At 35.5% G+C, this 12,444-nt stretch carries 14 protein-coding genes and 2 pseudogenes; 3 read left to right on the top strand and 13 right to left on the bottom strand.

The genetic code is table 11. The features are described 5' to 3' along the window. Window positions 1–592 precede the first annotated feature (592 nt). Window positions 593–1,147: a tyrosine-type recombinase/integrase gene (locus AB3I27_RS13690; protein ID WP_002295761.1), complete on the top strand. Its 555-nt coding sequence runs from the start codon at window positions 593–595 to the stop codon at window positions 1,145–1,147. Window positions 1,148–1,209: 62 nt separating this feature from the next. Here the strand turns inward: AB3I27_RS13690 and xerS are convergent, their stop codons facing one another. Next, complete coding sequence (gene xerS, locus AB3I27_RS13685; RefSeq protein ID WP_002295762.1) at window positions 1,210–2,295, bottom strand: tyrosine recombinase XerS; 1,086 nt, start codon at window positions 2,293–2,295, stop codon at window positions 1,210–1,212. 321 nt (window positions 2,296–2,616) lie between these two features. Here xerS and AB3I27_RS13680 point away from each other — a divergent pair, with 321 nt between their 5' ends. Further along, window positions 2,617–2,850, top strand: a complete 234-nt coding sequence (locus AB3I27_RS13680) for an addiction module antitoxin (RefSeq protein ID WP_002295764.1) — start codon at window positions 2,617–2,619, stop codon at window positions 2,848–2,850. After that, window positions 2,847–3,254: a type II toxin-antitoxin system death-on-curing family toxin gene (locus AB3I27_RS13675; protein ID WP_002307501.1), complete on the top strand. Its 408-nt coding sequence runs from the start codon at window positions 2,847–2,849 to the stop codon at window positions 3,252–3,254. The genes AB3I27_RS13680 and AB3I27_RS13675 overlap by 4 nt, the downstream gene beginning before the upstream one ends. A gap of 295 nt (window positions 3,255–3,549) precedes the next feature. Here the strand turns inward: AB3I27_RS13675 and AB3I27_RS13670 are convergent. The 12 genes and pseudogenes from AB3I27_RS13670 to AB3I27_RS13615 form a co-directional block, all read right to left on the bottom strand. Next, a pseudogene (locus AB3I27_RS13670) lies at window positions 3,550–4,713 on the bottom strand (IS3 family transposase). A gap of 75 nt (window positions 4,714–4,788) precedes the next feature. Beyond that, window positions 4,789–4,890 (bottom strand): annotated as a pseudogene (gene yidD / locus AB3I27_RS13665) (membrane protein insertion efficiency factor YidD); the annotation flags it as partial. 211 nt (window positions 4,891–5,101) lie between these two features. Next, the gene (locus tag AB3I27_RS13660) at window positions 5,102–5,479 is read right to left on the bottom strand and encodes a DUF302 domain-containing protein (protein WP_154731875.1); all 378 of its coding nucleotides are present in this window, start codon (window positions 5,477–5,479) and stop codon (window positions 5,102–5,104) included. Window positions 5,480–5,889: 410 nt separating this feature from the next. Further along, the gene (fetB, locus tag AB3I27_RS13655; protein WP_002311027.1) at window positions 5,890–6,654 is read right to left on the bottom strand and encodes an iron export ABC transporter permease subunit FetB; all 765 of its coding nucleotides are present in this window, start codon (window positions 6,652–6,654) and stop codon (window positions 5,890–5,892) included. Further along, the gene (locus AB3I27_RS13650; protein WP_086300291.1) at window positions 6,651–7,304 is read right to left on the bottom strand and encodes an ATP-binding cassette domain-containing protein; all 654 of its coding nucleotides are present in this window, start codon (window positions 7,302–7,304) and stop codon (window positions 6,651–6,653) included. Before AB3I27_RS13650 ends, fetB begins: the two co-directional genes overlap by 4 nt. An 83-nt stretch (window positions 7,305–7,387) precedes the next feature. Continuing rightward, entirely contained in the window at window positions 7,388–7,810 is a 423-nt protein-coding gene (locus AB3I27_RS13645) for a cupin domain-containing protein (RefSeq protein ID WP_002307506.1), read from the bottom strand. A 723-nt stretch (window positions 7,811–8,533) separates the two neighbouring features. Further along, window positions 8,534–8,722: a hypothetical protein gene (locus AB3I27_RS13640; protein ID WP_002311028.1), complete on the bottom strand. Its 189-nt coding sequence runs from the start codon at window positions 8,720–8,722 to the stop codon at window positions 8,534–8,536. Window positions 8,723–9,279: 557 nt separating this feature from the next. Continuing rightward, window positions 9,280–9,561, bottom strand: a complete 282-nt coding sequence (locus AB3I27_RS13635; protein WP_025480082.1) for a topoisomerase C-terminal repeat-containing protein — start codon at window positions 9,559–9,561, stop codon at window positions 9,280–9,282. Window positions 9,562–9,569: 8 nt separating this feature from the next. Then, window positions 9,570–11,084 (bottom strand): DNA topoisomerase, encoded by a 1,515-nt coding sequence (locus tag AB3I27_RS13630; protein ID WP_252702753.1) that lies wholly within the window; start codon window positions 11,082–11,084, stop codon window positions 9,570–9,572. A 13-nt stretch (window positions 11,085–11,097) separates the two neighbouring features. Continuing rightward, the gene (locus tag AB3I27_RS13625; protein WP_002316998.1) at window positions 11,098–11,238 is read right to left on the bottom strand and encodes a hypothetical protein; all 141 of its coding nucleotides are present in this window, start codon (window positions 11,236–11,238) and stop codon (window positions 11,098–11,100) included. Between the two features lie 13 nt (window positions 11,239–11,251). Beyond that, window positions 11,252–11,446 (bottom strand): hypothetical protein, encoded by a 195-nt coding sequence (locus tag AB3I27_RS13620; RefSeq protein WP_002307508.1) that lies wholly within the window; start codon window positions 11,444–11,446, stop codon window positions 11,252–11,254. Between the two features lie 43 nt (window positions 11,447–11,489). Continuing rightward, window positions 11,490–12,444 (bottom strand): primase C-terminal domain-containing protein (locus tag AB3I27_RS13615; RefSeq protein WP_252702752.1); only part of this gene is annotated, 955 nt, incomplete at its 5' end.

The raw sequence follows: 12,444 nt of genomic DNA, 5'->3' as shown, positions 1-12,444 counted from the left end.
GAAGGGACTTCCTTTTTTTCTATTTACACAAAATATTTTACACTCTCTTTTTATTACTATGTTTGGGTTTTATAGCAAGGAAAGTTTAATAAGAGTTTGGACCTAGCAAACAATATTAATGAGGTCATTAAATCTTATTATCTTTAGTGATATAACGAAATATCTACACAGACAAAATTATGATCTTGCGTAAAGTTATAAAATATTAATAAAAATATTTTATTAATGAAAAGCTTGGTAGCACGGTTATTCATATGCTAATTTATTTCACTTTATAGTAAGGGGAGTTCTTAGTATATTGTTCAAACTTAAATTTCATATAATTTAATTATGTAAATTAGCTATTCTAAGAACTTCTACGGATAAACTGCCCGTCTAAAATTTAAATAAGAGCTTAGAATCTTCATATAAGTAAGGTTAATTTTTTTGTACAAAAAAGTCGGAATATTCTGAGTTACTGAAATGATATAAAATCATAAACTAAACCCCTTGATTTTCTTCACTTTTAACAGAGTATATATATAAGTTCATGATTATGGTAAAATATATATATAATCATGAACTCAGAATATTTTTAAGAAGGGAAACAATAGTGAGCTATAATGTACAACCGTTAAGGACAAATGAAGAGATACAAGATTTTCAGTTTTGGCTAAGAAGAACAAGTAATCCAGAAAGAGATAGTTTTTTATTTTTGTTTGGAATCAATAATGGGTTACGTATGTCAGATATTATAGGATTAAAAGTTGGAGACATACGAGGTAAAAGTAAGCCTATTATTGTTGAACATAAAACAGGTAAGCGAAAACCGATTTTTATAGATAATTTGAGAGAAGAGATTTTATTATATACTGAAGGTAAAGAAGAAAATGATTGGTTATTTCCAAGTCGGCAACAAGGTCGACATATAACAAGGGATCGTGTCTATCAGATATATGCAGATATAGCAGAAAAATTAGGAAGAGATGATATAGGAACACATACATTAAGAAAAACTTTTGGGTATCACTACTACAAGAAAACTAGAGACATTGCTACCTTAATGTTTATTTTTAATCATAGTTCTCAATCGATTACTAAAAGATATATTGGAATTACAGAAGATGAAATCGGTGCTTCCTTAAAAGGATTTAAATTAGGTATTTAATCTTTGCATGATTAGAGATAAAAAAAACCAACTACGAAATCTATTTGTAGTTGGACTTTTTTTTATAATGAATTCAATGCATCAATTGTAGCCGCATTGTCTATATGGGTATATAAAGTCGTTGTATTGGTACTTGAATGTCCCAATTGTTGGGCAGTCAATACCAAAGAATTTGTCTGTTGGTAGAGTCTAGTAGCCAATGTATGACGCAGTTTATGCGGACTGACTTGGACTCTGAATCCTTTCGAATATTTTGCTACCATCCGTTCGATTGCAATACCGGATATACGTTTGGCTTCTCCTTGGTAAATTGCTAGAAATAATGCTTTTTCGTTTTCTGTCACTTTATATCTTTCTTTCCGAATAGCTAGATAATTAGCTAAATATTCCATTGCGAACGCTGCTATATTGACCGCATCTCTCTTATTTCCTTTTCTAGTTACTACCACATTATTCTTATCCAAAGATAGATCATCTAAGTTAATATTTACAACCTCGGAGAGTCTCAATCCAGATCCTAAAATCAGTGCATTGATCGCCAGGTCTCTTTCTACATCTCGATGGTAATAGATCAGAGCTCGTTTGCTCAAAGTATTTTTATATTCATTGGCAATATAATCTAGATAATTTTGTGTATCTTCGTCTAGAAATAATTTTTTCTCAATGGCATTTGCACGAGCTGCTAAAGTTGTTTTATCTGTGATAGTTGCTACCTGATCCATAGGATTATCGTCTAAGTATGGTTTTCCTAGAGGATTATTGGAACTTTTCGAAAGATATTTAAATAGAACTTTCAATGCTGTTATATTTCTATTGATAGTAGAAGTGGATAGGCCTAAGTTATTATTATCTTCGAGCTTAGCTTTTGTTGTATCTTTTTTTACATTTTCTTTTGCGCGACGTTTCAAATGAGATTTGTACAAGTTTAGGTCATAGGCAGTTAAATGTCTTATCGAGGTGATTGAAGTATCAGGAACGATAGACTCACTCAGAAGCCATTCATAAAAGAGCTTATAATTTTTTAGATATTCTAAAGTGGTTCGAGGTGATTGATCTTTATCTTCACGATCTTGAACAAAATCTTTTATATAATCGGGCATATGAAGTATGATTGTATCTATTTTTTGATATATTTCTGTATTTTTCATGTCATTCATCCTTTCAATAAGTAGGAGAGAGGAGTACCCCTACAATTGGACTATACCAATTATAGGGACGTTTGTCAATTGGTATGCTATATTTTTTTTGGAAAACACAAATTATATAAGGTTCTATATAATCATATAAAATAAATGGTATATATAAATAGGCGAGGGGATAGCAGTTTGTATTCTAAAAATTTTTTTGGTTTTTCTTAATTCTATAGAAAGAACAATCTTTCTATAGAGTTAGACATGAGAGGGACTACGATTGATTTAAAATCAATAAGCGTATATACTGTATATACAAACAAAAAAGGGGAGAAGACTATGGCAATCAAAGAAAGAAAATTCAGAGAAGTAGGGAATTCAGTAGTATTAACTATTTCAAAGGAGTTTCTTAAAGAAAATGGGTTAAATCCTGGAGATACGGTTTTTTTAGATGAAGAAAAACTTCGAGCAGCAATTACAAAAAAACAAACCTTATCTGATGAGATCGATGTAGCAATATCTCAAGCATTAACTGAATATGATACTACTTTTAGAGAGCTTGTCGATAAATGAGTGTTCATTACCTAGAAGCCAAAGATGTTATAAAAATGAATGTGATCCAAATAAAAAAATACTCTCCTAATGAACCCATTGGTGTAAAGGACGCGAATGCTTTAGAAATGTGTGTAGGACAACTTCGAGCCTCAGCTTTTGGTGAAGAGGTTTATCCTTCGATTTATGAAAAAGCAGCTATCCTACTTATACAATTGATAAAGAAACATCCTTTTCATAATGCAAATAAACGTACTGCTTTCTTAGCTACTTTTGTCTTTTTGAAAATCAATGGACAGCTTTTAGCTATTGATCAAAAAGATGCTGTAAATTTAGTGGTATATATTGCTACATATGATAAGGATTTTGACCAACTAAAATATGAAGTGATCAACACTATAAAGACACATACGAAACCCATTTAAGGAGTTGCTGTATGTGTCTTTATAGTGTTATTAGCTGCTATAGCGAAATAATTGAAGTAAATTACAAATAGCTATAATTCAAATCCAAGTATATAGAAAACGTAAATTTTCTATATACTTGGATATGCTGGAATGTTTAATAGAATAATTACATTTCTAGAAAATACTGGAATGGCAACAGTTTTTTTGACAAATTTTATAAGATGCAGAACTTCTTTCCGTATGCTATTCCGATTGTCCTTGACAATGAGCCTCCTCGGATGTGACGATCTTCGGCAGGAGCTAACAGTTAAAGTTAGACTGCCTCGCTAGCGTTAGCACATCCGAGCTCATTATCAAGGATTCGCTGCGCCAATCTCTGGTTACGGTAACCAAACCGGTGTCTCGTAGCCAAGTGTACCGTGCAACCGAAGGTGGTTCCACCAATTGACATAGTCAAATAACTCCAAATCCAATTGTTGTAAGGTTTCAAATGTGTATTGATAGACAAATTCTACTTTCAACGACTTATAAGTTGATTCAGCTACGGCATTATCAAAAGGACAGCCTTTATGACTCAATGATCGATTGATGTCAAAAGTTGTTAATAATTCATCAATAGCTTGGTTATCAAACTCTTTTCCACGATCAGTATGAAAAATCTCAACCTCTGTCAGAGGTTGTTTGATACGGCTAAATGCTTTTTTTACTAGAACGGCATCTTTATGTTCTCCACAAGAATAGCCGAGAATTTCTCGATTGAACAGATCCAAAATGAAACAGACATAATTCCATTTTTTCCCGACTCGTACATAAGTCAAGTCTGTTACGATCGCTTCTAATGGGTTGTCTCTTAAGAATTTACGATTCAATACGTTTGTCGTTTTGGCTTCATTGCAAGTAGAATGATGTACTTTAAAATAAGCAACAGTATAGCTCGATTTTAATCCTCTATTTTTCATGATTCTACTAATTTTTCGTCGGCTGATCTGAATGCCTCGTTTTGATAAGGCTTTTTTTATTTTTCTTGAGCCGTAGGCCTTTCGGCTGCGGATAAATTCTTCAGCGACTACTTCTTCAAGTTCTGATTCGTCTTTCTTTGGTTTTGATTGATAATAATAGGACTGACGTGATAGACCTAATATTCTGCACATCGCTGATATAGGGTAAAGATGCTTATTCGCATCGATTACTTGTCTCTTCGTCCGAATATCAGCGCTGCTTGCTTTAAAATATCATTTTCCATTTCTAATTGCTGGTTTCTTTTACGTAGTTCTAACAATTCTTTTTGTTCAGGCGTAAGATTATCTTTTTCTTTGAATGAACCACTCGTTTTAGATTGCTTTACCCATTTGTCAAATGCTGAAGCCGTTAGTTCATATTCTCGAATGATTTCTACACGTGGCTTTCCAGCTAAGTAAAGATTGACGATTTGTTGCTTGAATTCTTGTGAAAAAGTTCTTCGTGTTCTCTTAGACATAAAAATTCCTCCTGGTATGTTTTCTTCTAGTCTACACACCTTAATTTTTCTGTCTAGTTAATTGTAGCCTATCCAAGCATAGTGCGAGCAGGTGGGATAATAACGGCAACTCGGTGGAAACAACGGCGAAATTCCTTTTTGATAACCTTTTATACTTAATAAAATGATATTTTTCATTTATATACCCCCATGCATATTTTTTGTAAAGCATTTTTCAAAAAGAATAAAAACGACCATAATATGTCGGTATTTCCGAATCTTGTATTAAGAGCTAGTGGATAAAGTTACATGACCTTCCTCCCTATGGGCAAAAAAAACTATAGAGGACACTTTTTTTAGTGTACTCTATAGGGGTCCATTTTAGTTCATGAGAAAGTCTTTTTTATATTTATTTAGCAGCGTCCACTACTTCTTTTAATGTTGATTCAACTTCTCTAGCAATCATTGTCAAATTATCATCTTTGATAAAGTCAATTAATACTGTTGGTTTTAGTAGTCCAATATACACATCGGCTTCTTTTTCATAAACAACTACCTTACACGGTAAAAAGTAGCCAACTTCAATACGTTTTTCCAATACTTCTTTTGCTTGTTTTGGATTACATACTTCTAATACCTCAAAATTTGTAGGGAAATCTAACCCTTTAGATTTAATTTTTTCTTTAAAATTAACTTGATACAATACACCAAATTCTCTTTCTTTGAGTTTCTCAATGAGTGCTTCTGTTGCCGCTTGGAATGATTTAGTTGTTTTAACTTCATACATAAAGTTCACTTATATTCCTCCATTTTTCATTTCATGTATATTTTGTGGAATCGACTTTTTTAGAATCTGCTTTGAATATTTTATCTATTAAAGCTTCTTTGATAATAGTGTCCATGATTTGGAATTCTTATTGGATAGAAATTTCTTTCTAGAACATGATTTCGTCGAAAGTTCTCATTGGTTGAGGATAGGCATGTTCAAAACAATCAGTCCGATATCCTTTTAATCCAGTTGCTGCACTATATAAAAAATTTCATCATAGTTTCGCCCTAGTCGTTCCAAAGATTCGATGACAAAAATATCCTTCTTCCTTAAAAAATGAAGTTCTTTTTGCAATTATTCTCGTGAGGTCTTCTTTTAACTACATAAAATTGTAACCACTGGTTTTAAGAGTAGTGTATCATCCCAAATCATATAATTAATTGACTGCGATTGTTATAAAACTCACGGTAAGCCATATAACTAGCAATAAATGAAGAAATCGCAGTAACTGAAATCAACATAAACATCACAACAATTTGGTAACGAATCGCTTGAACAGGATCAATTCCCGCAAAAATCAACCCTGACATCATACCTGGTAGGCTGACAAGTCCAACCGTTTTTGTTCGGTCAATAGAAGGAGCCATGCCCGTTTTGACGCTTTCTCTTACAATACTCATGGACGCTTGTTTTTTATTGGCTCCCAATGCCAATTTTTCCAATACCTGTTGGCGTTGGTCCGTAAATTTTGAATTCAAAGACCGATAGGTCACTCCAATCGCAGTCATGGCGTTGCTGGCAATCATGCCTGTAATTGGAACGATTTGGGAAGGGGTCCAGTCAATGACTCCTGAAAAAACAAGAATGAGTAAGGACAAGGCTGTTCCTACTCCAATAGCCGTCGTTGAAATTTTAAAAGAGCGGTTGATCCCCTCACTGCGTGTATGGGCGTTATAAGAAGCGTTGAACACAATGAACAAAACCATCGCTAAAGTGAGAAAGTTGTTATCCACTCGTAATACGTAGCTCAATACATATCCAATAAGGAATAATTGAACGACAGCGCGAATTCCCGCAATAAAAATGTCGTTTCCTAATCCCAATTTCTCTTTGTAATCAATCAACAAGGCAACTATCAAGAGGACAGAAGATAAAAGCAAAGAAAGATTACTGATTTCCAAATTGTTTGTCATTTCGATTCCTCCATTTTTCCACCTTTGATAGTAATCAGACGAGAAGCTTGGTCGATTTCTTCCTGGTTGTGAGTGACGGCCAACACCGTAGTTTGTTGGTCTTTCATCATGTCTCGGACTAAATCAAGGACAATCGCTCTGTTTTCTTGGTCCAATGAACTGGTAACTTCATCCAGGAGCAACACTTTCGGTTGATACATCAAATTTCGGACCAATGCAACCCGTTGTTTTTCCCCTCCTGATAGTTCCTTGACCTCTTTCGATAAGTAAGTTTCAGGTATTTGAACTCGTTTTAACAATTTTTTTGCACGTTCTCGATCAAATCCTTCTTCTCTTATGCGGGCAGGAAAAGACAAGTTCTCTTGAACTGTCTCATCGAATAGAGAAGCGTTTTGAAAGAAATAAGAGACTTCTTTTCTATACTCCACAGGATCGATTTTTTGCAGATCCGTACCTCGATAATAAATTTTTCCGGAAGTTGGGGAAAGCAGCGTACCAATTAATTTCAAAAGGGTACTTTTTCCACTTCCAGAAGGACCAGAAAAAACAATCACTTCCCCTTTGTTTACTGTAAAAGAGATATCTTGAAGGATTTGGTTTCCGTTTGCCTGAAAACCAACCTTCTCTAATTGAAACAATGAATCACTCATACCACTTCTCTCCTTTATAAAAAAGACCTGCACCAGTGGACCATCCATACGGGTGCAGGTCTTTTGTTTCATCCTAGTGTACCTCAGTGTTCGTTTGGATCGTTTTTGGCGTCTTCATGAGTAGGGTGAACCGTTCCTTCAAGGTGATCTGGACCAGCATAAATGGTATACAGTCTGAGCGGCTTATCACCGGTGTTTTCGATGTTGTGCCACATGTCCGCCGGAACAAATACGGCGTCATCATCCATCACTTTTTGTTGAACATGTAAGTTATCTTTAGAAGGCCCCATTTTACACACGCCTTCTCCTTCTTCAATACGGATAAATTGGTCAATGCCTTCGTGCACTTCCAAACCGATGTCATCGCCCGGTTGAATGGACATTACGGTGACTTGCAGTTTACTGCCTGTCCAAATGGTCGTCCGGTAATTATCATTTCCTGTGGTGGCGTCTTCAATATTAATGATATACGGCTTCTTCCCATGATCCTTGTAGTCTATTTCCATCTTCCATTCCTCCTAGTCTTTGTACTGAAACAATGATACCTACTTATTATTTATAATAATTCTAATTAATGGTACCACATCTAAAAATTCTATGCAAAAAAATTGGCTTTTTGGAGAGCGATTCTAAACAAAGACCATATAACGCGCAATTACAATTGGTACCCCTTAATCCTCAGCACATAAAGGAAAAAATATGGAATCAAAAAATAACCGATATGTACTCTGGTTATGACTTGAATCAGGGAGAATTTCAGAGACGACACATCATACTTTTTTAGTTTACACTTGTAAACTAACTAGCGTACACTAAGTTTATGCTCACTATCAAGCGTTGTCAATCCTTTAGACTCTTATCAATTTCGAAAGAAAGTAGCAAGGCTATTGATTGTGACTGTAAAAGTGGGGTGTTCCTATAAGCACATTAAACTATCTTCTCTAATTTATCATGCTATTTAAATTCTGTTTTTTCATGAGAATTTTTGTCCAAAACTTGTTAAAATGATTTTAAAAATACTTACATACACAATCCCCAAAAGACACTAATGTCATTTCAGTCAAAAAAGATACCGCAGAAAATTTCCACCTGAGATTCAATACGATATTACTCTCTTGACAGCCAGCTTAATTCCTTAGTTGAATAGATTATTAAAGTGCACAAAAAAACAATGCGGCGTTTGTTATATTTTCTGGTATAAGCGACGGTGCTATAAACTTTTTTGCAGATTAAAAATCATATGAATTTAACTCCAGTAATAAGAGTTTAAGTGCCAATGCATGCATGATTCTTTCAATTTCCGTTTTATGAGTAGACAGAGCGATTCCTTCATTGCATTGGAAAATGAGTTTGTTTCTCGTAATATGTATGCTCTCATTTTTGGTTGCATAGTATTCTCTCCATTCGTCTTCATACATAAGAACGCCTCCTTTGATCATCCTATATTTAAGTCCTTCGTTATTAATATACGTAAAAAGTTGGTATTTTATTTTTATTTTCTCTCTCTTTAAAAAAACTGAAAAAAGAGCGGTTTACAGGCATTTTCATGGATAAGTTACCCATAGATCAATCTGAAATGAGCGTAGAACTTCCCTCTCAAACACTGGTTTTTTAGAGAAATACGAAATATTAGGGTTATTTGCAGAATAGCTACTTATTCTTACAAAGCAACAAGCGAGCAAAAGAAAAATTCCTTTCAAGCGTTTTTTGGCGGTACACTATTTTAGCGACAGGCAAGATAGCAAATATTTTTTACAACTGGTTTGACTGTCGGCGACGACAGCCCACAGCCAAAAATAAAGAAGTCAAGGACTGTGAGGGTGGAGATTTTTTGGTGGTCTGCCAAAAAATACTTACCCGTTCCTTGACTTATTTAAGTGTTATTCAGTTTTAGGCTATTACAACTGGGTGACTGAGACGATTTTGGGGGCTTGCCCCTTTTTTCCAAAAGGGGCAAGGTCTAGATCTTGTGTTTTTATTTTTTTGGAAATTCAAAAGCTAATTTCATTTCGTCATTCAGTGTTAACTTTGCCGAGAAATTGCTTCCTTTTTTACTTTTGAACCCTTTGATTAAACTCGTTTCTCTTTTGCTTAATAAATCTTGGACATTTTTCTTTGTGAGTGCTTTTTGGCTCCATCTTTTAGGAAGCGTAAATTTGCAACCGTCTTTGTAGCCCGAACAGCCATAAAATTTTCCTTTGTTTACTACGCTGTTTTGACATTTCGGACACGTACCCATCACATTTTCTTGTTCCATATGACCGGCTACATCTGCAATGTTTTCTTTTTTGTCTTGGAAGTTTTGTGGCACTTTTCAATGAGGTGCTGCACAAACCGCTCGATACTGCCTAAAAAAGCTTCTTGTGTGCCTTGTTGGCTTCGGATCTTTTTCAAATAGCGTTCCCATTGGGCAGTCATGCCGGCATTGGCGATTTCGTCCTCTGCAATTATGCGGCACAACAATTCGCCTTTTTCTGTCACATAGATTTTACTCTTACTGATCGTGATGTAGTCCTGTTTCTTCAATGTTTCAATGATACTGGCTCTAGTGGCCTCGGTTCCAATCCCTTCGGTTTCTTTAAGAATGTCTTTGCTGTCTTTATCGTCCATTGCCCGTCCGACATGTTTCATGGCGGTTAGCAGTGTGCCCTCTGTATAGTAATTGGGTGGTTGGGTTTTCCCTTCCTTTGTTTCAAGGGCGAAAGCCACTGAATCATTGACGGTTACTTCTGGTAAAAGTGGGTCGTCCTTGTCTTTTTCTTCCTGTTTATATAGTCGTTTCCATCCACGCTCTTTTTCTGTCTTCCCTTTTGATTGGAACAGAACCTGATTGATCGCTGTATCAATGGTGGTTTCGTCATAGATATACGGCTTTTCAAAAATTGCGAGGGTACGATACAAGACCAGAAGATAAATGTTTTTTTCGTCTTTCGTTATATCACTGAGCTTCGGCAATGTCTTCGTTGGAATAATCGCATAGTGTTCTTGTACTTTGCTTCCATCTACATACCGTTTATTTTCGTTTAGCTGCGGTTCGGAAATGCCCACTCCTGCTAGTTCGAGATACCGACTGAGGTTGCTTTTCAGGTAGTCAAATTCGGGGCGACCAATATAATTGGTATCGCTTCTTGGATAAGAAAGCACCTTTTTTTCATAGAGTTTTTGAGCGATCGAAAGCGTTTTGTCGGCACTGTACTTAAAGCGTTTGTTCGCGAAAGATTGTAAATCAGACAAGCTAAAGAGTTTCGGCGCATACTGCCGTTTTTCTTCCACTTTGACATTTGTTACTTCGGCATTCTCCGCTTGCTCTAGCTGATTGGTTTCTTTGAACCCGTCAAGGTTTTCGAGTGTATCAAACCGCTCTTTGTATTTCCCTTTGTACTTACCATTCGAGTGTGTGAAAGTGGCATACAACTCATAAAATAGCTTGCTGACGAAATGTTTGATTTCTTCGTTGCGTTGGTAAATCAAGAACAAAGTCGGGGTTTGGACGCGTCCAACGCTAAACATGCCTCTCATGCCGTTTTTCTGCATATAAAGCGTGTAAAGACGGGTGAGATTGATTCCTACCAGCCAATCAGCGATTTGTCGGGTTTCTGCTTCTTTGTAAGTGGAATAAAACGACTGTCCGTCCTTCAGATTTTGAAATCCTTTTTTGATTTCGCTAGTTTCAAGCGAGTTGATCCATAAACGTTTAATGGTTTTCCGGCTATTTCCCGAAAGGTTGATAATCAAGCGGGCGATTGCTTCACCTTCTCGGTCGCTGTCGGTCGCAATCACGATTGTTTCCGCTTCATCTAAATGCTTTTTGACGATCTTGTATACCTGTCAATACGGATTGAACTGTTGTTAATGCTCCGGAAATTCTTCCTTGAATATCTCCTGCAGCTGCACCTAAATATAAAGTTTGGAAATTATTTTGTAGAAAATTCATAGCTCATTCTCCTTTATTTTTCTTCTTCTCTTTGTAAAGCTATTGTTTGTTCTTGCTTTTGTTCTCTATGTTGGTCTTGCTGTTTTTTAAGCTGTTGAGCCAATTCCTCTTTATCATCTTTATATGGAGTGAGTCGTTTCAACTTATCGCTTTGAAATGTACCGATATAATATTTTTTATCTCCGTTTTCGTCTTCTCTTTCAAACACGTATCATAGATATAAATGTAATGGCATAGTGCGGGTTTTATTTTCAGCCTGTATCGTAGCTAAACAAATCGAGTTGTGTGTCCGTTTTGGGGCGTTCTGCTAGCTTGTTTAAAGTCTCTTGAATGAATGTATGCTCTAAGTCAAAAGAATTTGTCAGCGCCTTTATATAGCTTTCTTTTTCTTCTTTTTTTACTTTAATGATCGATAGCAACAATGATTTAACACTAGCAAGTTGAATACCACCATTTCTTCCTGATTTAATCTTAAAGAAAATTTCCTGGTTCGCTTTCAGTACCTTCAGCAATTTATCTAATGTCCGCTCAGGAATGCCTAGCGCTTCTCTAATCTCTTTTTTGGTCGTCGCTAAATAAGGCTTGTATACATCGCTTTTTTCGCTAATATAAGCCATTAAATCTTCTTTCCATTCTGACAAATGAACACGTTGACGTTCGCTTCTTTTTTTCTTGAATTTAAACCACCCTTGACGGACAAATAAATCTTTACTGGTTAAATCACTTGATACCCAAGCTTTGCAAAGAATGGTAATGTATTCCCTATTAGCCCCTTGATAGTTTTCTGAATAGGCACTTCTAACAATTTTGATTACTTCTTTTTCTTCTAAAGGTTGATCTAATCGATTATTAAACTCAAACATATTATATTCGCACGTTTCGATCGAATAGCCTGAACTAAAGTAGGCTAAAGAGAGGGTAAACATAACGCTATTGCGCCCTACTAAACCCTTTTCTCCTAAAAATTTCGTTTCGTGCAATAAGAGATTAAACCAGGGTTCATCTACTTGTTTTTTGCCTTTTGTACCGCTTAAAAACGTTAGACTTGAACGAGTAAAGCCCTTATTATCTGTTTGTTTGAAAGACCAATCTTGCCATTCTTTGAAAGAATAACGGTAATTGGGATCAAAAAATTCTACATTGTCCGTTCTTGGTATGCGAGCAGTCCCAAAATGATTGCACGTTAGATCAACTGGCAAAGACTTT

This window comes from Enterococcus sp. C46, assembly GCF_040887565.1.
GTDB classification, from domain to species: domain Bacteria; phylum Bacillota; class Bacilli; order Lactobacillales; family Enterococcaceae; genus Enterococcus_B; species Enterococcus_B lactis.
Note: the sequence above shows the minus strand (reverse complement) of the source record. Positions and strands in the feature narration are given on the sequence as shown.

Excerpts from the sequence above, each read along its gene's own strand:
- xerS (WP_002295762.1), bottom strand. The coding sequence starts at position 2,295 with ATGAAAAATACAGAAATATATCAAAAAATAGATACAATCATACTTCAT.
- AB3I27_RS13680 (WP_002295764.1), top strand. The coding sequence starts at position 2,617 with ATGGCAATCAAAGAAAGAAAATTCAGAGAAGTAGGGAATTCAGTAGTA.
- AB3I27_RS13675 (WP_002307501.1), top strand. The coding sequence starts at position 2,847 with ATGAGTGTTCATTACCTAGAAGCCAAAGATGTTATAAAAATGAATGTG.
- AB3I27_RS13660 (WP_154731875.1), bottom strand. The coding sequence starts at position 5,479 with ATGTATGAAGTTAAAACAACTAAATCATTCCAAGCGGCAACAGAAGCA.
- fetB (WP_002311027.1), bottom strand. The coding sequence starts at position 6,654 with ATGACAAACAATTTGGAAATCAGTAATCTTTCTTTGCTTTTATCTTCT.
- AB3I27_RS13650 (WP_086300291.1), bottom strand. The coding sequence starts at position 7,304 with ATGAGTGATTCATTGTTTCAATTAGAGAAGGTTGGTTTTCAGGCAAAC.
- AB3I27_RS13645 (WP_002307506.1), bottom strand. The coding sequence starts at position 7,810 with ATGGAAATAGACTACAAGGATCATGGGAAGAAGCCGTATATCATTAAT.
- AB3I27_RS13640 (WP_002311028.1), bottom strand. The coding sequence starts at position 8,722 with ATGTATGAAGACGAATGGAGAGAATACTATGCAACCAAAAATGAGAGC.
- AB3I27_RS13635 (WP_025480082.1), bottom strand. The coding sequence starts at position 9,561 with ATGGAACAAGAAAATGTGATGGGTACGTGTCCGAAATGTCAAAACAGC.
- AB3I27_RS13625 (WP_002316998.1), bottom strand. The coding sequence starts at position 11,238 with ATGAATTTTCTACAAAATAATTTCCAAACTTTATATTTAGGTGCAGCT.